Source organism: Hydrogenibacillus sp. N12, from assembly GCF_019645935.1.
Taxonomy (GTDB): Bacteria; Bacillota; Bacilli; order Thermicanales; family DSM-22653; genus Hydrogenibacillus; species Hydrogenibacillus schlegelii.
The window spans coordinates 1,586,949-1,607,055 of record NZ_CP080953.1; the positions used below are offsets into that span (position 1 = coordinate 1,586,949).

A 20,107-nucleotide genomic window follows, 5' to 3' on the forward strand; every position below is an offset into this window, starting at 1 on the left:
ATGGCGTATGGTTTGTCATCGCCGGTGTTAAACTGACCCGGGATCGCCGGGTAAGAACTGACCCACCCCCCAGCAAAGACACCTTCCGAATCCAGCCACGGAGCGGGAGGTGTCCTCGGCAACATGCTGGGAGGTGGGAAGGTGAAACGCCTATACGAGCTTCATGGTGAGGGTCGGTCCATCCGGGAGATCGCGCGAATCCTCGGCATCTCCCGGAACACGGTGCGGCGGTACTTGCGCGCCACCGAGGTGCCTAAGCCGGCACCTCGGGCGGCTCGCGGCTCGAAGCTCGACCCGTACAAAGCGTTTATCCTGCAACGGGTCGCGGAAGGTGTGGAAAACTGCGTCGTCCTTCTCCGCGAGCTGCGGATCCAGGGTTACGAGGGGAGCTACACCATCCTCAAGGAGTTCGTCCGGCCCCTGCGTCGCCCCCGATCCATTCCCGGCACGGTCCGGTTCGAGACGCAGCCAGGCATGAGGCGCAAGTGGATTGGGGCAGCTGTGCCTATACGCTGCCGGACGGCACGGTCCGGCGAAAGTGGGTCTTCGCGATGGTGCTCAGCTGGTCGCGGGCCCTGTACGTCGAGTTTGTCGACCGCGCCGACACCGCGACGTTCATCCGCTGCCATCTGAACGCGTTCCGGTACTTCGGCGGGGTACCGGAAACGTGCCTGTACGACCGAACCAAGCTGGTGGTGTTGGGGCTGGACGAGAACGGCGAGCCCAAGTGGAATGAACGCTTTCTGGACTTTGCCCTGCGGCTGGGTTTTGCCATCCGGCTCTGCCAGGGCTACCGCCCCCAGACCAAGGGCCGGGTGGAAAGCGGCATCAAGTACGTCAAGGGCAACTTCTGGCCCGCGGTTCGGTTCACGGATCTGGATGACCTGAACCGGCAGGCCCTGGCGTGGTGTGATACCGTGGCCAACGTCCGCATCCACGGCACCACCCATGAGCGGCCCGTGGACCGGTTGGCGATCGAACGAGGGGCCTTGCGGCCGTTGCCCCCGCAGGAGCGGCTGAGGCCTTGGCTGCGCGAGCAGCGACAGGTGGGCCGGGACGGTTACGTGCAGTGGGAACGGGCGTGGTACGGCCTGCCGTGGCCCTGGCGGCCCGGCCAGCTCGTCCAGGTCCAGCCGGGCGAGGGCGTGGTCGAGCTCTGGGTCGGTGACCAGCGGGTGGCGGTGCATCCCCGGGCCCTCCGGCCGGGCCAGCGCTTCACGCACCCGCAGCAGTGGGCGGGGTTGTCCGCGAAGAGTGGCCGCCCGCGGCCGGAGCCCCGGGCGGTGCAATGGCCCACGGTGGAAGTCGAGCGACGGTCTTTGAGCACCTACGGGGCTCTGGTCGAGGCGGTGAGTCGGCGATGATCGCCCTGGAGAAGGCCCGGCAGTACCTGGAGCAGCTGGGCTTGAGCCACGCGGCGGCGGTTCTCGAAAGCCGCCTGGAGGCCGCCGCCCAGAAGCAGCTCCCCTACCCCGACTTCCTCGTGGACCTGCTGGGCCTCGAGGCGGCGGCGCGCCGGGAGCGCTACCTGCGGACACGGACACGACTGGCGCATTTGCCCTTTCACCGCACCCTGGAGCAGTTCGACTTCGGGTTCCAGCCGTCCGTCGATGAGCGCCAGATTCGCGAGCTGGCTACCCTCTCCTTCGTCGCCGACGCCGCCAATGTGATCTTCCTCGGACCCCCAGGCGTGGGCAAAACCCACCTGAGTGTGGCTCTCGGGATCAAGGCGATCGAGGCCGGCTATGGGGTGTACTTCGTGCGGGCTCACGAGCTGCTCGAAGACCTGCGCCGCGCCCAAGCCGAGCACCGGCTCGACCGGCGCATGCGAGTCTACCTGGCCCCCAAGGTGCTGATCATCGACGAATTCGGGGTCTGGCCCTACGACCGGGCTGCGGCAACCGCTCTGTTTGCCCTGATCTCGGCCCGTTACGAACGGGGCAGCATCATCTTGACCAGTAACAAGGGATTTGCGGAGTGGGGCGAAGTGTTGGGCGATTCGGTGATCGCCACCGCCATCCTCGACCGGGTGCTTCACCACAGCCACGTCATCAACATCCGGGGCGAGAGCTACCGGCTTCGGGAGAAGAAGCGGGCGGGACTGTTCGGCGGGACTCTAACCCGAAAGGGGGGATGCCGCGGCTCTAAACATAGTAAGTGACCGGAAGGGGTGGGTCAATTTCCAAGCGGCGCCAAGTGGGTCAATTTTAAGTCGGCGTTGACACGCGCACCCTCATGAGCGGATGATCCCCGGGCACCATCTGCTCAGGGGTCGTGGCCATGAGAAAAGAAACCTGTTGCCTTTGCGGAGGGAGCATCGCCCTTCCTCCCATCGCCATCCATTGCTACAAAAGGAATTCCCCACCGGTTGGAGAATCACCCGGCGAAAAAGCCCGTTGTAAAGGACTTTTTCAGAGGTCTCGAGCTCCGGAGTTCGACAGTCGGTAGTACACACAAGGGCGCTCAAAGCCCTATCGTCATGGGCCTGAGCGCCTCTCGGTGGTACACACTCGTGTATCTACGCGCTGCTTTTCGCTTGGGAGTCGATCTGTAGAACGAGTGGCGGCTCGGGAATCTTCAACGCTCGGAAGATGGCCGCCTGATCAGGCGTCGTCTCTGTGCGTTGCCAGATCATTCCTTGCGGCGTGCAAAACTGCCCCAGATGCATGCGCTCCAACGCCCGGCGCAACGTCGGCCAGGTCTGTTCCGTGCGGATCTCCGCGACGCGAATCAGCAACAGCGCCAGCCAGCACAGCAACACATGGGCGCGGATGCGTTCGTCCAGCCGGTGATACACCGGACGCAGGTCCAAGGTGTTCTTCAGCGTGCGAAACGCCGCCTCCACCTCGATCAACTGCTTGTACCCCAGCGCCACGTCGCCCGCCGACAGCGTATCGTCCGACGTCCGCAGCAGGTACTTGCCATCCAGGCGTTCCTCCGCTTTCACCTTGCGCATGTCCACCCGCAACTCACCCCGCGGGGTTTGCGTCAGGTATCTCCCCAGGGTGGGGTGACTGCGTAAGGCACACACCGCCTTGGTATGCGGGCCACCTTTCAACCTTCTCAGCTGCGCCAGCTCGGCCCGCAGTTGCTGCAGCAACTGCTGCCGTCGCTGCCGGTCCCGTTTGGCCTGCTCAGGGTTGAACACCAGCACGTAGCGCTGGCGGGCTTCACCGTTCCCCACGATGATTTCTTTCACATACACGTTCTCCCGGATCTTCTGGTAGCGGCCCCGGCGGCTCAGCGCCGTCTCCACCGCCGGCTTGCCGCTGCGCAGCTTTTCGCCGGCAATGAAATGACCCCCCGGCCGCTGCAACACCCGCAGGTTCTCCTCACTGGCAAACCCCCGGTCCACCACGGTGATGACCCGGCCCAGCTTCCAGCCGGACAGGTCCCGCTTCACCTCTTCCACCACGCTCATGTCTGCGGTGTTACCCGGCCACACCCAGCAGCGCACCGGAATCCCATCCCGCGTCACCGCCAGGCCGATGACCACCTGGGGTAGCGGTTTGTCGTCCTTGGAATGACCCCATCGCCGCAAGGTCTGCGGGCGCCCTTGCTCGTCTTCCGTGGTATCCTGGACCGTCTCGGGTTCGATCTCGAAGTAGGTGGAGGTGGTGTCCAAGTACAGCAAGTCCACCTCCAGGTTGAGCAGATGGGCCACCGACCAAAACACCTCTCGCTGCAGTTGTTCGTGGGCCTCCAGCAGAAAGTCCATGGCCCGGTACAGCTGCTGCAGGGGGATCTCCTCCACCCCTGGCAAGGCCACCTGGTCTTTGACCCATTGCTCCACTTGGCGCTTGCTGGCAGGCGCCAGGGCGCGGTTGGCCACCATGGCAAAGATGGCCCGCTCCACGGCACCGCGGTGGGCACGGTCGGTCAGCAAGTCGTTCAGCGCCCGCCCAATCCCCAATTCTTGCCACAGATGGTTCAGAACCCATGCTCCACCCATGGGACGGCTTGCCAGGAAACGCAGACCGTGTTGCGGCTCCTGCTGCAGCCTTAGGGCGTCTTCGGGGTTGAGGAAGCGGCGGATGCTTTTCGCCAGGCGCTTGAGGGCTTCGACGTCCAGCTGGTCGGCGCGCCCGAAGGAGTAGAGCACCTGGGCCCTGGGGGTACCGGTGCGGGGGTCGCGCACGTTGTGGGCGAGTTGAACGTAGGTGACGACGGAGCCGTCTTTGTTTTGGCGTTTGACCTGGCGAATGTACATGCTTACATGATAGCACACCATACCCAAAATAGCAATCTATAACATACCAGGCGTGTGCCTACGCGATTTCGCCCGTCGGCCTACGGCTAGAGGCCAAAAAACGCGTCACTATCGGGTTCGGGGTTCAACCATGTGCCTGATTTGGCCCCAAAACTGTCGAACTCCGGCAGATCAAAACGGGGATACGAGCCTGGATGGCGATCGCGACGGCAGATACGATTTCCTTTTTCATCGTCTTTACCTCCCCGAAAAAATAAAAAAACGCCTGTTCCGCGCCGTATGGCACGAAAAAGGCGTTTTTTCCAAGAAAATGTGATTTAAGGAGGCCTCCGGACGGAGTACCTCAGGGAACGAAACAACGGAAAAAGTCAGGCTTACACTGTTATTTTATCTGGTTCTGGTCAACAAATCAAGCCAAGCCTGCTTGCAGTGCGTGTCAACGTTCGGTAGGCAAAGACCTCACCAGCACCGGTTCTCTTCACCACAACTATTGCTCCGCTCGAGCCAACTCCCGCAGCACATGTGTTTGACCCATGGCCGGTCTGCTGCAGGGCCTTCCAATGCCGGTAAATGAGTCTGCAACCATTCCCCGGCCGCCCGAGCCATTTGCCGGCCCCACCGTCGCGTCACTCGGCGCTCCAACTCTCTGGAGACGGTCCTCCCTCGACGGCTCATGAACCGGTCCCATTCCCCGCTGGCTTTGACGGCCAATAGACACGCCAGATGATCCGCCCCTCGCACACTCCACCGCGCCCCGTGCCGCTTCATCCGTCGCGCCACATGGTGAAACACCTGCCTCTCCATCGCCCCCAACCGCCACGCCTCCGGCAGCTTCGCCTCCGGCAGCTTCACAATCCCTGCCCAGTTGTTCTTCAAGTACCTCTCCAATGCCCAAATTCGCTTCCGTCTGTCCCTGGGGGCTCGCTCCCTGGCCTCCCTGAGCCCCGTTTGCGCCTTCTCCCAATCGCCTTCGGCAATGGCTTGCGCCACCCGCTCATACCCTTGCGAGTCCCCGCCAAGCCCTTCCACCAACGCCCGACGCAAGTGGTACCGGTCCAGCCGGTACACGGCATGCGGCAACATCTCCACCCCTTCTTTCAACCAGCCCGCCCCGTGTCAACATCGGATGTAAAATCCCCAATAGCAGCGGATAAAGATTCCCCAAAATCACCGGCATGATTTCCTCAAAATCATCGGGATGAATTCCCCACCCCTGTGTCGAACTATGGCACCTGCCATCACTTTTGGGGAGGTGCCGGTGATGAGGGAGAGTGAGAAGATGGAGATCAGGAAGCTGTATGAGGAGGGCGTCAGCATCTCGGAACTGGCCAGAAGATACGGCCATGACCGCAAAACCATCCGCAAGGCTGTGAGTGAGCCGAGGCAGCAGGAGGAGGGGAGGGTGAAGTCGCGCAGCCGTAGGGTGAAAGGCCACAAGCTGGAGCCGTACAAGGCCTATGTGGAGCAGCGCATGCGTATCGGCGTCCTCAATGCGGAGCGAATCTTTCGCGAGATCCGGGAGCAGGGATATACCGGCGGAATTACCGTACTGCGCGAGTTCATGCACCCTCTCCGCCCGGTTGTCTCTGCCAAGGCAACCGTGCGGTTTGAGACGGCTCCGGGGGAACAAGCGCAAATCGACCTGGGCGCATTCCCCTACCTGGATCCGCAGGGCCATCGGCGCAAGGTATGGTGCTTTGCCATGGTCCTCGCCTACTCCCGCATGCTCTACCTGGAGTTTATCAGAGCGGCGGACCAACGGCATATCCTCCAGGCGCTCCGGAACGCGCTGGAGTTCTTCGGCGGGGTTCCAAAGGTCATGCTCAGCGACAACTGCTCCCCGCTGGTCGTGGCCAACGACGGTCATGGACACGTCGACTGGCAGCCGGCGTACATGGACTTCGCCAAGTACTACGGATTCGTGCCCAAGGCCTGTAAGCCCTACCGAAGTCGCACCAAAGGGAAGATTGAACGGCCCATCGGGTATATCCGGTCCAGCTTCTGGCCGGTTTCGTTCGTGGACCATGACGACCTGAACCGGCAAGGTGCCATCTGGCGGGATACGGTGGCTAATGTGCGCATCCACGGCACGACGCGGGAGCAGCCGGTGGTGCGGTTTCAGGCCGAGACGCTTAAGCCCCTGCCTAAGAGCCGGTACACGCTGGCGTACGCCGATATGCGCAAGGTCATGAGCGATTGTCGCATCTCCTGGAACACGAACATGTACACCGTTCCATGGCGGTATGTGGGGCACACCGTGCTGGTCCGGGAGTTTGAGTCAGGCCGCCTGCAGATCGAGTACGGCGGGCAGGTCATTGCCGAACACCGCGTGCTCACAGGCAGGCACCAGGTCTCAACCGACCCTGAGCACTTCAAGGGCATCCCGGCTGGGACGCCTCATCCGGATCGAGGCAAGGTGCCAGGGTTGCAAATCGGGCCGGACGTGGAGCAGCGGGAGCTGTCCGTCTATGAGCAGATCGCGATGGGAGGTCAGGGGCAATGAGTGAGGCGTTGGTTTTGGCCAAGGCCGAGGAGCAGCTGCTGGAGCTGGGATTGAAGCGCGCCGCGGCGGTGCTGCCGGCGTGCGTGGAGTGGGCAGCGGGGCACCAGGCGACCTATGCGGAGTTCCTGCACAGACTGCTGGATGCTGAGCAGGAGGAGCGATACAGCCGTTACATGCACGCCAGACTCCGCATGGCCAACTTCCCGTATCACAAGACCCTTGCAGATTTCGATTTCTCGTTCCAGCCGTCCGTCGATGAGCGACAAATACGCGAACTGGCCGGCTTGACGTTCATCCGGGAGGGCAGCAACGTCATCTTCCTGGGACCGCCGGGGGTGGGCAAGACCCACCTTGCGGTGGCCCTGGGGATGGAGGCGATTCGACAGCGCATGAGCGTCTACTTCGTGACCATGCAGAAGCTGGTCGCTGACTTGCGACGGGCGTACCAAGAGGGACGGCTGGACAAGCGCCTGCGCATCTACACCCAGCCGAAGCTGCTGATCTGCGACGAAGTCGGCTACTTGCCGCTTGACGCCTTGGACGCCGCGAACTTCTTCCGGCTCGTGTCGGAGCGCTACGAGCATGGCTCCCTGATCATCACGTCCAACACCAGCTTCACCAACTGGGGGACACTCTTCGGTGACCAGGTGCTGGCCTCTGCCTTGCTCGACCGGCTCCTGCACCACGCCACCACCATCAACATCCGCGGCAACAGCTACCGGATGAAGGACAAGCTGCGCGCCGGGGTGACCCATGCGCTGAAGGAGGAGGTGACCGCGTAGATCGAACATACGTCTGGGGAATGATGCGCGATGATTTTGGGGAACTGAATCCGCTGTTTGTGGGGAATCGAACGCGATTTTTTTGGGGAGTTTTAATCCGCTATTGACACCCGTCACCCCCCAGCCAACACCGCTTAACCGCACACCAGTCCCAGGTCTGCCCGAACATCGCCATCGTCTGCTCCCAGAAATCTTCCGGCGCCATCACACCGGCCACCACTTTCCTCCCCCGCAGCCGACCCCTCTCGGTCCGCCCTTCATACGCCACGGCCAGTTTGATCTCGACGTGCCGCGGATCCCCTTCCTGTTCCCTCCGGACCGATACCCACACCCCATCCGCTTCCACCGCCAATTCCCGCACTTGACGTTCCCCAGGAGGCACTTCTCCCCTCTCGAACACCAACTCCTGTTTCTCCTTGGCACTTTGCCGTTCTTGCTCCCCTACCCGCTGCACCTGTTTCCAGAGGGTCATGACACTGATTCCAGGTACCCAACTCTGCAGAACTTTTGCCGCCCGGTGGTAGGACATCTCCGTAGCCAAGTCCACCATCCGCTCCTGCAGGCGATCCGACACCCGCTGCCGAGATGTGGGCTTCCACCGCTGGAATGAGCAATGCCTCGTCCGATGGGTTGCCGCTGTATACGTTATATCCGCTAACAAAGCCGCTTTCCGTTTCGTCCACCCGGACTTTGTACCCGAACTCCGTTCCTTTGGACAACTTGCCTTCCTTGATCGGCCGGGCTTGTGGATCAAAAAAGCTGACGATGCGATCCGGTATCATGCGTGTACCCGATACAACCTGTTTGGCCTGGTGGATCAGTTTTTCAGTCAACGTGATGGCGGCTTGAAGCCGCTTTTGGTTTTGCTCCAACGTGCGTTTACCTGCGTTCCGTATTTTTTCCACCACCGTGTGGGCTTGCTCCACCACTGCTTGGGTCACTTCGATGACGCTTTCGGTGATACGGTCGACTTCTTCCCAAGACTCCCGGCTGCGGCGACGAAGCACCTTGGCGATGGACACAATCTTGTCTTTAATTTTCCTGGTATGGTCTTGAAACTCTTGTGTAGCATGGGGAGCGACTTTTCGAATTTTGTGCACCAGGCAAGTGATGACGCGGACGCCATCCTGCAAAAGTGTGGCGTCGGTCGGGTGGTGAATGTCGGATTCGATGACAGTGGTGTCCGTCCGCAGTTTGCGATGCTTGAGCACTTTCTTTTCTTTCAGCTTTTGCAGGATCGCTTCATTCAGTTGTTCGACGACTTCGTCGCCGTAACGTTTGCGCGTGTAGATGAGCGTTGAAGGATCCAGCATTGGCTCATCGATGGCAATCCGGCAGAAGCGGCGCCAGGTGATGCTGTCGCCGACTTCTTTGATCAGGGATTCGTAACCTAGGTTATATTTGCGTTTGAGCACCATGAGGCGCAGGTATTTCTCGATGGGATAGGTGGGATGACCCATGTTTGATTTGGTCGGGTGTTTCTCGATAAACGGTTGCAGGAAGCGCTCGTCGTCCAACAGTTCATCGATGATCGCCAGTTCGGCAGGCAGTTTCCAAACCTCTTCCGGAAGTATGGCGTCTCAAAGGGTTAATTGTCCGTCGCGAAGTTTCAACATTTTCTTCACCTCGTGGTTCGCCCTTCGGGATTAGGTTGTCTGGTTAACATCCTACTTCCATGTGAAGGCTGCAAATTCCTTTTTATTTTGCTTAAAATCCCCGACTTTTTCAGGGGAAACTAGCTAACTAACGAGAGCCGCCCATCGGAGATTTCCACGACTCTTTCGAAGCCGCGTATCCCTTCAATCCGGTGCGACACCAGGATCACGGTGCTGTCCCGGAGCTCGTTCTCGATCAAGTTTGCGAAGATCTCCACGGCTTCCCTGTCAAGCGCCGAGTTGATCTCATCGTAAATCATCACCGGTTTCTTGTTCAGGAGCGAGCGGGCGATGAGCAGCTTCTGCTTCTCCCCGCCCGAAAACCTGGCGCCGAAGTCTCCCGGGCGTTTGTGGAACAGGTCCTCCTCGTCCTCGATGAGTGTGTTCAGCTTCAGAAGGTCGACGAGCTTCCAGATCGCGCCGATGTCGCAAGACTCGCGCGGGTAGATCATGTTCTCGTAAATGCTCCGATCGAACAGCTCCATATGCTGGGAGTAGTAGCCGATGTCGGCAGCGCCGTGCAAGTACTTGCGGTTGTACAGCACGCGCCCCTGGTCCGGGTTTAGGAGCCCGGCGATCAGCTTGACCAGGGTCGACTTCCCGCTACCGTTCTTGCCCACGATAAGCAACTTCTCCCGCTGACGGATGTCGAAAGACACCTGCTGGAGCACGGGCTCGCCTTCCTTGTAGGAAAAGGATACGTCCTCGACGGCGATGATCACGGGATCGGGGAGCGAGACAACTTGGACCGGGCGGACCCGGGGCGGGTCGCCGTAACCGATTTTCCTGAGAGCGACATCGAGTCTTCCCAGGAGCTCCAGGAAGGCGAGGAACCGCTTGCCGAATCCGGCGAGGTGAAAAGCCGAATAGATGAGAATCAGCACCAGCGAAGCGTCGAACGACCCGCCCGGCCTGAGGGTGAAGCCCGCGGCCACGACGGCGACCGTGCCGAGCGTCATCCACAGCTGCGTGATGAGATGGGAATGGTCGATCTGCTTTTGCTGGTTGAAGTAGGCTTCCCGCTCCTTATTCAGCAGCTTATCGAAATTGCGGTTCTCCAGGGAGATCGATCCCGCGGAGAGAATGGTGGAAATGTTCTTAAAGAAGTCGATCATAAATGAGTTCAAGTCAGAGGTCGTGTCCAGGACGCGGCGAATCCCGGTTTCGTTTTGCCTCGAGAGCCTTATCGACAGATATAGATAGGAGCCGTACGTGAGCAGGTAAAGAAAACCCACAAGCCAGTGGTACCGGAACAAAAGGACGGCGTAGACGACGATGATGATCAGAGATTGCAACAGAAATTGCAGGCCATCATACTGCAGGGATCTCATCGCGAACGAAATCTCATTCATCAGGTTCTGGTACTCGCCTACGCTCCTGTTGAGGAAGTAGGCATAATCTTTCGTCTGATTTGCGGCCCAAACCACTCGTTTCGAGTGCATCCTCACGGCTTGGAGCATCCAATTGTTGGGGTAGTTCACAAGCGGAATCGACAGCAAAGAAGCAGCAACCCCGGCGAGGTAGCCCAGGTTCATCGCCGAATCGCTCAGTAGTCTTGAAAAGAAATAGGGTTGCAGGCTGTACAAAGAGTAGAGGACGACGGTCACGCAAAGGTAGGACGCGACTTTCGCTCCACCGATACTCTTCGCGACTTCCTTAATATAGTATTTCGTGGCTTCACTCATCCGCGCGGTCCTGCCTTTCAAGCTCGACGAATTCCTCGAGGCTCTGCGCTGGTGAACTCAAGGCTCGCTTGAGTACCAGCCTCCACGTTTGAAAGTCCGCATCCTTCCAATTGCTCTTTGCTTTGATGTGGTCGATGATCTTTCGGAACTCCGCCTGGGAAATGCTTTTCCCGTATTCGCGGAGGACGGCTTCCGTGAGTGCTGCACCGCTATTGAACCTTTCCGTTTGGTTTATGTGCTTGTAAAACCGATTGATCCGGTAGCGCTGGGGAAGAGCTTTCTTCTGAAAAAGATAGACCCGAACCATTTCTGTTTTCGTCTGGTCACCTAGGGAGTAAGTGATTGGAAGGGCGTAGTAACCCTTCAAGAGATTGGGTTTGAGTCGGAAATCGAAGATAAACAACCCCTTCGAAATCATACGCGGCTTGACCGCACTTTCGGGCGAAATCACCGACGAATCCGAGCCTTTTTCGCTGTCCGAATCCCTTGGTATTCGGCTCACTTTCACCTTCACAAAACGGTCAATCCCCCACCGAAAAGGTGGGGGCAAACGCTTTCTGGGTCGTTCAGAGCCATGTCGAAAAAGTTGTCTGACAATACTTACCCCACAAAAGAGGAACCCAAAATTTGAACATAAAAAAGCAGGTTGCCGCTCCTTTTGGTAAACTCAAAAGGAGGAGAACCTGCCCAAAGGAGTAGACCTGTATGGCCATTATACCACAAGGCTCCCTGTTTTCGTGGAACGAAATTGCCGGACTCGGCGATCTCGAACGCCTGAGGCTTGTCCTTGAACATCTCCCGGACGAAGCGCTCATGCAAAAACTGGAGAAAGCCCGCGGCAGGGGCCGGGACGATTATCCCGTGCGGGCCATGTGGAATGCGTATATCGCCCTCGTCGTGTTCCAGCACCCGAGCGTCGAATCCCTGCGACGCGAACTGAGCCGAAACGGACAGTTGCGCTGGCTTTTGGGCTTTGGTGACCATGTGCCAAGTGCCGCGGCCTTCAGTCGCTTCTGGAAACGGATTGAAGCCCATGAAGCCGAGCTGGAGTCCCTCTTTGTCGCGCTCCAGCAAGCTGTGGCCGCGTACCTTCCCGACTACGGCAAGCGCCTGGCCCTAGACAGCAAAGCCATCCGGTCGTACGCGCGCTACCGGCCGAAAAACACCGCACCCGACGGGCGGCGAGACAGAGATGCGGATTATGGGTTTAAGACGGTGCACGACCGCGAGGGAAACGCGACAAAGCTCCGGTGGTTTGGATACAAGCTGCATCTCATCGTCGACAGCACTCATGAACTGCCGGTGGTCTACACCGTGACCCCCGCCTCAAAAGCCGATGTCGCCACAGCCCATGCCCTTTTGGACAAGCTGCAAGCAAAACGTCCAGAAGTGCTCACGCGTGCCGAAGTGCTTGTGGCGGACAAAGGCTATGACGACTCAAAACTTATCATGCGCCTGTGGGACGAACACCGCATCCGACCGGTGATCGACATTCGGGCAAGCTGGCGGGACGGTGAGGCAACGCGGCTTTTTGAGGGGCAAACAAACGTGGTGTATGACAACAAAGGCCGCGTGTTCTGCGTGTGTCCGGAAACGGGGACCATGCGGACCATGGCCGAAGGAGGCTTTGAAGAGAAGCGCGGAACGCTGAAAAAGCGGTGTCCGGCCAGGGCCTACGGCCTCTCCTGTGCCGGAGTGGCCCGGTGCCCCGTGGCGAGAGGATGGCGCATTCGGATGGACGTGGATCGGCGTTTGTTTCCGCCGATTGCGCGCGGGAGCGCGAGATGGGTGCGAGAGTACCGCAAACGCACGGCGGTGGAGCGCGTGTTTTCCCGTCTGGATACGATGTACGGCTTTGAGACGCACACCATCCGAGGGCTGAAGAAGATGCGCGTGCGGGTGGGGTTTGCGCTGGTGGTCATGCTGGGGATGGCGCTTGGACGTCTGCGCGAGGGATGGTCGGGGAAATTGAGGAGTTTTGTGCAGGTAGCGTAGTGAAGGAAAAGAAGGATAGATTTGTTTACCTTTTTTCCGTGGATTGGAAAAAGGGAGGTGGAGTATTGTCTTTTTTATTAAAAACACGGGGAATATATGCATGAAAACCAATCTTGTTTAAAGAAAGAATCGTGGAATCCCCCAAAACTGAAGATGGCCTGATGCAGGTCAGACCGAGATACAGGCACAGCGAAAAAAGCTCGAATCCAACGAAAGGTTGACTGGAGAATCCACGAAACGAACAACAATCTGCATGCGTTCGCTCTCAACGTAGTTGCCTACTTCGAAGTGGTCCTGCAACAGTTCTGTATTCTGATGCTTGCGGTCTACCGCGTAGGCGAACAGCGCCCCATTCATCGGCGGTTCGCCACCCCCCACAAATACGGAGTCATTGAAGATGGAAGCGGCACTATACGGGCAGTGGCCTACGACTTTTCGTGAGTAAAAGCTGCCGGTCGCCTTATCGACCAAGTACAGGGAGCTGTCTGCGAGAACGAGGAGCGTTCCGTCATAAATGCTCGGGGGAGCAACGATGGCCCCTTCCTGAGTTGAGACGCTCCATACTTTCTCACCACTTTCGACGCTAAGGCACCCCACTTCGCCATTCAGAGTCGTGTAATACACATGCTGGTCGTCGGCTACGGGCAAGTGCCTCGAAGAAACCCCGCCTACCTCTCGTCTCCACACGATTCTCCCATCGTCGAGGCTCAGCTTGATGATTTCCCGGCCTCGACCGATGTAAAAATCACCGTTGACGTCGATCCAGCCTCCAGAGATGTCTGAACTAATAACGGGTGTGGGTCCCAGGTTTTCTTCGTAAAGCAAGCGTCCTCCTGAATCGAAGGCAATCACATAGAGACAAGAATCGTTTGCCTTTTCATCGAATCTTGTTCCAGTTGCAATGTAATGTTCGTTTCTCTTTGAAACAGTTCCATAGAGGAACATTCCTGGGAAGGACAGCTTGGTGACGATTCGGCCGGACGTGTCTACGAAGTAAACTTCTCCCCCCCCGACGTGAAACAGATCAAGTCATCGAGGATGTTGACGGAACCTCTCACTCGTGCTTCGGTATCCAGTTCCCAAAGAAGTTCCCCTCTGAATTTGTCAAAGGCGGCGACTCCGCGGAAGTCTTTTAAAACGACGATCAAGTCCCCGTAGACGGCCGTCGTGCCGTAGGAATCGCGCCCCTTAAATTAGACAATTTGATCGGTATCCCTATGTGATGCAGACCTTGCCTGTGCTCAGGGCTTCTTTAAGTGTTTCTTGGGGCGTTTTGTACCGCAGGCTTGAATGCAGCAGGTGCTCGTTATAGTACCGGATCCGTTCGGCCAAAAGCGCATCGAGGGCTTCGAAGCGCTTTGCTTCAAGAGAAGCTCATGATGCTCTCTTTGAAACGCGAGAAGAAGGATTCGACGATGGGATTTTCCTTCGGACCCCGGAGGCTGTACGACAGTCGCTGCCCTTCTTCAAGCAGGAGATGACCGACCCACGCGTGACTCAAGAAGGCGCCGCCCGGATCGTGATGTACGATGGCTTTCGGGCGCTCTCTCTTTTGGGTCAGAATGAACGCTTTGGCACGTTCCCAAGCCTGAAGCGCCGTCCGAACATCCGGCGAGGGAGAGAAGGCATATCCGATCACCATGCGGGTCCGATGGTCCAGAATCGGCAAAAACCAAACCTTTCCGCCGCCATAGACGAGCTGGGTGAAATCGGTGTAGAGTACCTCAAAGGCGTCCGGTTCCCGTTCGGAAAGAAGGCCGGCGACGAGATTCGCCCGTTCTTTGGCCAGGACGACCGTCTCGAGCAGCGGATTGGGCTTTGGTTTTCTCACCTTTCGTTTGAGGGAAAGCTCAAACGTGTGGAGAAGACGCCGAACCCGCTCCCGCCTCCGACCATTCCCCGACGCCGAAGCTCGGCCTCGAGGCGGCGATCGCCGGACTCCGGATGTTCCCGAAGGATGGCTTCGATCTGCGACTTGAGCGCAGTATCGGACTCCCTTCTTTTCTTCTCGGCTTCCTGGCGCTTTTTCTGGTCATACCACGTCGCTCGTGGAATGCGAAGCGTCTTGAGGAGAATCGGCAGGGGAGCCAGTCGCCTGGCCAGCGCTTCTTGAGCCAGACGGATGCGCTCCTGAAGCGGAAGTTGATCTAGCTCCCCTGCCCGAGGAAGTTTTTTAGGAGCGCGATTTCGACCTCCTTTTTGCCGAGGAGCTGTTCCAAATCACGAATGCGCTTCTGGTATTCCTGCTCTTTGTTCGGGGGTTCAAAGAGCTCAGCGCCTTTTTCCAGGAGGGTTTGCTTCCACTTCAAGAGGGTATTCGGATGAACGCCGTATTCCCGGGAGAGTTCGACAAGCGTTTTTTCGCCTTTGATCAGTTCCAAAGCCGCTTTGAGTTTGATGGAGCCGGGAATGAATTTTGTTCGTTTCATGGATTGCCCCTCCTTTGATACAACATAGTTTCAGCATTTGTCTAGTCTGATGGGCGCATGACCATCTTCCTGGGACCCCCGGGGGTGGGCAAGACCCACCTTGCGGTGGCCCTGGGGATGGAGGCGATTCGGCAGCGCATGAGCGTCTACTTCGTGACCATGCAGAAGCTGGTCGCCGACTTGCGACGGGCGTACCAAGAGGGACGGCTGGACAAGCGCCTGTGCATCTACACCCGGCCGAAGCTGCTGATCTGCGACGAAGTCGGCTACTTGCCGCTTGACGCCTTGGATGCAGCGAACTTCTTCCGGCTCGTGTCGGAGCGCTACGAGCATGGCTCCCTGATCATCACGTCCAACACCAGCTTCACCAACTGGGGGACACGCTTCGGTGACCAGGTGCTGGCCTCAGCCTTGCTCGACCGGCTCCTGCACCACGCCACCACCATCAACATCCGCGGCAACAGCTACCGGATGAAGGACAAGCTGCGCGCAGGGGTGACCCATGCGCTGAAGGAGGAGGTGACCGCGTAGACCGAACATATGTCTGGGGAATGATGCGCGATGATTTTGGGGAACTGAATCCGCTGTTTGTGGGGAATCGAACGCGATTTTTTTGGGGAGTTTTAATCCGCTATTGACAGGCCATGCTTTTCGGCACCTGCGGGACCTAGCCCCCGCCGCGTGGCCGAAGAGGCAAGCAAAGCCCCGGAACGATTCGGCGCCTTTTGCTTCGGGGCGTTCGTTTCCGCCGAGCATCGAGATGCTCCTTGCGGATCTTGAGGAGGTCGTCTTAAGCATCGACGAACACCGCTTTCGCGGACAGGCCGTGGTTCACGGTGACCGGCGTTTGGCCCGAGAAGCGGATTCTCTCCTTTTGCCGGACGATCGGCTGAAGACGCTGGAGGCCTTTTTGAAGCGCCTTCCGGAATCCGTCCGGAAAAAGATCTGGGCGGTGACGATCGACCTCAAGGAGAGCTGGAAGAAGCGGATTCAGCGGATCCTTCCGGAAGCGCGCGTGGTGGCCGATCCGTTTCACGTGCTTCAGGATGTGGGCCGGCGGGTGGATGAGGCCCGGCGTGTGGAAATACGCACCGGCCATCGTCTTCCCCGCCGGCCGCTTCGCAAAAACGAAGAAGACCTCACCGAGCGTAAAGAGCTGGCCACAATACGCAAGCATTTCCGGAACGTGGCGCAGTTTCACTGGGTCAAGGAGCAGCTGCGAGACATCTTCCGGACCGCCTCCTATCCTCTTTGAGGCAGAGGGGGCAAGCGACGCGGCGCTCGTGCCGTGGGGCCGAACGCTTAAGCGCTGGAAGAACGAAAACCTTGCATATCACACCTGGCGGACGACGAATGGCTACACCGAGGGCGTGCACACGAAGATCAAACGGCTGAAACGGATCCGTTATGGCTTTAAAAATCGCGAAGTGGATGTCCGGAAGATGCTTTTGGTCTTTATTCCCTTAGCTCATCTGATCGCCTGATCACACTTTTTGACATGGAGCCAGCATCGCAATCATAAGTTTTTTCGCTGTGCCTGTATCTTGGCTTGATCTGCATCTGGCCATCTTCAGTTAAGATTAGTTTTCATGCATATAATAACAGGAAATCTTTTTATATTTTGATTATAAACATTTTTCCACATCGATGCCGCTTTCGGTTACGGAGGTCAGGGCCGCATCCGGTTTGCGCCCGCCTGCGGGTTACACGTTTTTTACCCAATCTTTAGGCACCCTTTACCGGATCTTAACCGAACCTTGATGCCGGCATGCTAAGCTCAAAACAACGGGAGACGAACGACTCCGCCGGTGCCCATCAAGGGAGACGAAGGGACCGTAAGCCCAGCAAAACGGCGCGGGAACGAGCACCGGAGGCTTCCTGAATCGTGGCGAAACCGACGCATAAGGCCAGGCGCTTCTTGGGTGGTCGGCTTCAGGCCGGGGCTCCTTCGGAGCCGGCTTCAGGACAGCGCTCTTCCAAAGGCCGCTACGGTCCTTCCGACAATCCGCCAGCCGAAAGGAGGCGGGCCGGTGCGCATCGCCCTCTTTACCGACACCTTCCCGCCGGAGATCAACGGCGTCGCGATGACGCTGGCGCGGTTGAAAGAAGCCCTCGAGGCCCGGGGAATCCCGGTCCTCGTCGTCGCGCCGGACTACCCGACGACGGACGCGCCGTTCGACCGGTCGGTCGAACGGAACATGAGCGTCCCCTTCTGGCTCTACCCGGAAATCCGCCTCGCGGTACCGCGCCCCTTTGCCCTCAAAAAAACGCTGGACGCTTTCCGGCCGACCCTCTGCCACCTCGCCACGCCGGCAAATCTCGGCCTCTTCGGCCGGGCATACTGCCTCCGGCGCAAGATCCCGATCGTCGCCTCCTACCACACCCACCTTGACCGCTACCTCGACTACTACGGTCTGGGATGGCTCCTTCCGGTGCTGACGGAATACATGAAATGGTTTCACCGACCGTGCCGGATGATTTACGCGCCGAGCGACGAGACGATCCGCCACCTCGAACGCCTCGGCCTCGGTCCGAACGCCCTCTTCAGCCGCGGCGTCGACACGGGGCGGTTCCATCCGCGGCCGCCGGAGCAGGTTCACGCCGTCCGGCGCCGGCTTGGCGTCCGGAAGGGCGAGACGCTCTTTCTGTACGTCGGCCGTCTGGCCCGGGAAAAAGACCTGGACGTCCTCGCCGATGCCGTTCGGGGGCTTTCGGATGACGTCCTTCGCCGGAGCCGGTTCGTCCTCGTCGGCGATGGCCCCCATGCCGAGGAGATCAAAAATCGGTTTGCGGGCCTGCCCGCCGTCTTTCCCGGATTTCTTCGGGGGGAGTCCCTCGCCGAGGCGTACGCTGCCGCCGACTGGTTCGTCTTTCCGTCCAGCACCGAAACGTTCGGCAACGTCGCCCTCGAAGCCCTCGCCAGCGGCGTGCCGGTGATCGGGAGCGCCGCCGGCGGCGTGACGAGTTTTCTCGAGGACGGACAAAACGCCCTCCTCGTCCCTCCCCGGGATCCGGCCGCCTTCCGGCATGCCCTCGAGACGGCCCACTGCCGGCCGGCCCTTCGGAGGCGCCTCGCCGAAGGCGCCCTGGCGATCGCCCGGGACCGGAGCTGGGACGCCATCTTCGACCGGCTGATCGCGTCGTACCGGGCCGTGCTTCAGGAGACGGGCGTCGCCGCCGGCCACTAAACGGCGTGGGCGAAACGGGCGACGTCCAAGCGCCCGAAGTCGGAACGGTCCAAAGTCTGAACGGACCGAAGAAAAAATGCAGCGAAAGCACAAAAACCGCCGGCCTGGCCGGCGGTTTGCTGTGGGACCCACCGCTTAAGCGTCTTCCACCCGGCGTCCGAGGAGCGGAAAGAGGGTAAAGGCGTAGAGCGCCGCCACGCCGACGATGACGTAGACCGTTCGGGCCAAGCCGGTGTACGTCCCGCCGAACAGCGCTCCGATGACGTCGATCTGAAACAGCCCGACGAGAAGCCAATTGAGTCCGCCGATGATGAGCAAAATGAGCGCCAGCGTGCGCACCCGATGCACCTCCTTCCCCTCCTAGGATGTCACCCGGAGGAGGAGTTATGCACCGGATCGCGCCTGAAAGCGCCGGGGAGGGCCGCGGCCCCCGCCGGCCGATCGGAAGGAACGTCAGAATAAGGAGCGTCAGAAGATGGAGCGTCCGAAGGCAGAAGCACCGCTTCACCCGCCCCGGCCGAAGAGGACGCCCCGGCCAAAAGCCGTTCCGGACGGCGTTCCGGCGGCGGCTCCGACCCAAAAGAGGCAGGCGCGGGCGCCTCGGCCGGCTCGGCGATGAGCGTCGAGAGGCGCTTCAAGTCGATGTTCCCACCGCTTACGACGGCGGCCACCCGACGCCCTGCGGCCGGCACCTTGCCGGCGAGGACCGCCGCGAGGGCCGCGGCACCGGCTCCCTCGACGAGAAATTTTTCCCGCTCCAGAAGGAGCGTGATCGCCCGGACGATCTCCTCGTCGGTGACGGTGACCATCCGGAGGCCGAGGCGCCGGACGACGTCGAAGGTGATCGTCCCCGGCGCCTTGACGGCGATGCCGTCGGCAAGCGTGTGGACGTCATCGAGGGAGACGCGCTCGCCTCGCTCGAGAGAGCGGACGAAGGCGGCCGCGCCGGCCGCCTGAACGCCGACGACTTCCGTTTTTGGCGAAAGGGCCCGAAACGCCGTCGCGACGCCGGACAGAAGCCCGCCGCCGCCGACGGGGACGACGACAAGGTCGAGCTCCGGCGCCTGCTTGACGATCTCGAGGCCGACGGTCCCCTGACCGGCGATGACGTCGGGGTCGTCAAACGCGTGCACGTACGTCAGCCCTTCCGCCTCCGCCATCCGGCGGGCGTAGGCGTACGCCTCGTCGTACGTCCGGCCGTGGAGGATGACCCGGGCGCCGTACGACGCCGTCCCCTGGATCTTCGTCCGGGGCGCCGTCTCCGGCATGACGATCGTGCACGGAATGTCGAAGGTGCGGGCGGCATAGGCCACCCCCTGGGCGTGATTGCCGGCCGACGCGGCGATGACGCCCCGCCGGCGGGCCGCCTCCGGGAGAAGGGCGATTTTGTTGTACGCCCCCCGGATTTTGTACGACCCCGTCCGCTGCAAATTTTCAAGCTTTAAAAAGAGCGTTCCGCCGACGAGTGGCTCCAGCGCCCGCGCCCGTTGAAGGGGCGTCTCATGAGCGACGCCGCTTAAGCGGCGTTTGGCCGCCTTGATCTCCTTGATCGTTACCGCCGAATCCCCAACCGCTTCACGCTCCCATCGTTCCGGATGACCGCCGCCGGCCGGTACCGGTCGGCGGCCGAGCGGGGGCAACCCGCCGCCGGCTGCACACC

General features: G+C 59.9%; 19 protein-coding genes and 3 pseudogenes. 10 read left to right on the forward strand and 12 right to left on the reverse strand.

All coding sequences use genetic code 11. The features are described 5' to 3' along the window. Window positions 1–123: 123 nt before the first annotated feature. The 3 genes and pseudogenes from K2M58_RS12650 to istB (K2M58_RS07455) form a co-directional block, all read left to right on the forward strand. A pseudogene (locus K2M58_RS12650) lies at window positions 124–240 on the forward strand (helix-turn-helix domain-containing protein); the annotation flags it as partial. 194 nt (window positions 241–434) lie between these two features. Next, window positions 435–1,364, forward strand: a complete 930-nt coding sequence (gene istA, locus K2M58_RS07450) for an IS21 family transposase (RefSeq protein WP_289628281.1) — start codon at window positions 435–437, stop codon at window positions 1,362–1,364. Next, a complete protein-coding gene (gene istB / locus K2M58_RS07455; RefSeq protein WP_220677043.1) occupies window positions 1,361–2,161 on the forward strand; it encodes an IS21-like element helper ATPase IstB in 801 nt (266 codons plus the stop codon). The genes istA (K2M58_RS07450) and istB (K2M58_RS07455) overlap by 4 nt, the downstream gene beginning before the upstream one ends. A 357-nt stretch (window positions 2,162–2,518) precedes the next feature. On the opposite strand, the gene K2M58_RS07460 is transcribed toward istB (K2M58_RS07455), so the two are convergent. Both K2M58_RS07460 and K2M58_RS12975 read right to left on the reverse strand, forming a co-directional pair. After that, window positions 2,519–4,210, reverse strand: coding sequence for an IS1634 family transposase (locus tag K2M58_RS07460; RefSeq protein WP_220677044.1), 1,692 nt, complete (start codon window positions 4,208–4,210; stop codon window positions 2,519–2,521). A gap of 459 nt (window positions 4,211–4,669) precedes the next feature. Next, on the reverse strand, window positions 4,670–5,311 hold the full coding sequence (locus tag K2M58_RS12975) for a UPF0236 family transposase-like protein (protein ID WP_220677045.1): 642 nt from the start codon (window positions 5,309–5,311) through the stop codon (window positions 4,670–4,672). 124 nt (window positions 5,312–5,435) lie between these two features. On the opposite strand from K2M58_RS12975, the gene istA (K2M58_RS07470) reads away from it, so the two are divergent. Continuing rightward, entirely contained in the window at window positions 5,436–6,713 is a 1,278-nt protein-coding gene (istA, locus tag K2M58_RS07470) for an IS21 family transposase (RefSeq protein WP_252393391.1), read from the forward strand. Then, the gene (gene istB, locus K2M58_RS07475; protein ID WP_220676869.1) at window positions 6,710–7,495 is read left to right on the forward strand and encodes an IS21-like element helper ATPase IstB; all 786 of its coding nucleotides are present in this window, start codon (window positions 6,710–6,712) and stop codon (window positions 7,493–7,495) included. The genes istA (K2M58_RS07470) and istB (K2M58_RS07475) overlap by 4 nt, the downstream gene beginning before the upstream one ends. Window positions 7,496–7,595: 100 nt before the next feature. Here the strand turns inward: istB (K2M58_RS07475) and K2M58_RS12980 are convergent, their stop codons facing one another. From K2M58_RS12980 to K2M58_RS07495, 4 genes and pseudogenes are all read right to left on the reverse strand, one after another. Continuing rightward, the gene (locus tag K2M58_RS12980) at window positions 7,596–8,045 is read right to left on the reverse strand and encodes a UPF0236 family transposase-like protein (protein WP_220678849.1); all 450 of its coding nucleotides are present in this window, start codon (window positions 8,043–8,045) and stop codon (window positions 7,596–7,598) included. A 34-nt stretch (window positions 8,046–8,079) separates the two neighbouring features. Continuing rightward, window positions 8,080–9,069: pseudogene (locus K2M58_RS07485) on the reverse strand (ISNCY family transposase); the annotation flags it as partial. Window positions 9,070–9,230: 161 nt separating this feature from the next. After that, entirely contained in the window at window positions 9,231–10,835 is a 1,605-nt protein-coding gene (locus K2M58_RS07490) for an ATP-binding cassette domain-containing protein (protein WP_220677046.1), read from the reverse strand. After that, entirely contained in the window at window positions 10,828–11,349 is a 522-nt protein-coding gene (locus tag K2M58_RS07495; RefSeq protein ID WP_220677047.1) for a hypothetical protein, read from the reverse strand. The genes K2M58_RS07490 and K2M58_RS07495 overlap by 8 nt, the downstream gene beginning before the upstream one ends. Before the next feature lie 191 nt (window positions 11,350–11,540). Between K2M58_RS07495 and K2M58_RS07500 the strand changes: the two genes are divergently transcribed. Then, window positions 11,541–12,830 (forward strand): transposase, encoded by a 1,290-nt coding sequence (locus K2M58_RS07500; RefSeq protein WP_220677048.1) that lies wholly within the window; start codon window positions 11,541–11,543, stop codon window positions 12,828–12,830. Between the two features lie 168 nt (window positions 12,831–12,998). On the opposite strand, the gene K2M58_RS07505 is transcribed toward K2M58_RS07500, so the two are convergent. The 4 genes from K2M58_RS07505 to K2M58_RS07520 form a co-directional block, all read right to left on the reverse strand. After that, window positions 12,999–13,775 carry an outer membrane protein assembly factor BamB family protein gene (locus K2M58_RS07505; RefSeq protein WP_220677049.1) on the reverse strand — a complete coding sequence of 259 codons (777 nt, stop codon included), beginning with the start codon at window positions 13,773–13,775 and terminating at the stop codon, window positions 12,999–13,001. 41 nt (window positions 13,776–13,816) lie between these two features. Continuing rightward, window positions 13,817–13,978 carry a PQQ-like beta-propeller repeat protein gene (locus K2M58_RS12985; protein WP_220677050.1) on the reverse strand — a complete coding sequence of 54 codons (162 nt, stop codon included), beginning with the start codon at window positions 13,976–13,978 and terminating at the stop codon, window positions 13,817–13,819. Between the two features lie 215 nt (window positions 13,979–14,193). Next, window positions 14,194–14,661: a DDE-type integrase/transposase/recombinase gene (locus tag K2M58_RS07515; RefSeq protein WP_220677051.1), complete on the reverse strand. Its 468-nt coding sequence runs from the start codon at window positions 14,659–14,661 to the stop codon at window positions 14,194–14,196. A gap of 316 nt (window positions 14,662–14,977) precedes the next feature. After that, the gene (locus K2M58_RS07520; RefSeq protein WP_220677052.1) at window positions 14,978–15,259 is read right to left on the reverse strand and encodes a transposase; all 282 of its coding nucleotides are present in this window, start codon (window positions 15,257–15,259) and stop codon (window positions 14,978–14,980) included. A 63-nt stretch (window positions 15,260–15,322) separates the two neighbouring features. Here K2M58_RS07520 and K2M58_RS07525 point away from each other — a divergent pair. The 4 genes and pseudogenes from K2M58_RS07525 to K2M58_RS07540 all read left to right on the forward strand — a co-directional run. Continuing rightward, a pseudogene (locus tag K2M58_RS07525) lies at window positions 15,323–15,790 on the forward strand (ATP-binding protein); the annotation flags it as partial. A gap of 229 nt (window positions 15,791–16,019) precedes the next feature. Next, the gene (locus K2M58_RS07530; protein ID WP_220677053.1) at window positions 16,020–16,514 is read left to right on the forward strand and encodes a transposase; all 495 of its coding nucleotides are present in this window, start codon (window positions 16,020–16,022) and stop codon (window positions 16,512–16,514) included. A gap of 28 nt (window positions 16,515–16,542) precedes the next feature. After that, window positions 16,543–16,743 (forward strand): transposase, encoded by a 201-nt coding sequence (locus K2M58_RS07535; RefSeq protein WP_220677054.1) that lies wholly within the window; start codon window positions 16,543–16,545, stop codon window positions 16,741–16,743. Window positions 16,744–17,289: 546 nt separating this feature from the next. Next, on the forward strand, window positions 17,290–18,447 hold the full coding sequence (locus tag K2M58_RS07540; RefSeq protein ID WP_220677055.1) for a glycosyltransferase family 4 protein: 1,158 nt from the start codon (window positions 17,290–17,292) through the stop codon (window positions 18,445–18,447). Between the two features lie 135 nt (window positions 18,448–18,582). Here the strand turns inward: K2M58_RS07540 and K2M58_RS07545 are convergent, their stop codons facing one another. Next, the gene (locus K2M58_RS07545; RefSeq protein WP_066197298.1) at window positions 18,583–18,795 is read right to left on the reverse strand and encodes a DUF378 domain-containing protein; all 213 of its coding nucleotides are present in this window, start codon (window positions 18,793–18,795) and stop codon (window positions 18,583–18,585) included. A 20-nt stretch (window positions 18,796–18,815) separates the two neighbouring features. After that, a complete protein-coding gene (ilvA, locus tag K2M58_RS07550) occupies window positions 18,816–20,087 on the reverse strand; it encodes a threonine ammonia-lyase (protein ID WP_220677056.1) in 1,272 nt (423 codons plus the stop codon). Window positions 20,088–20,107: the final 20 nt, after the last annotated feature.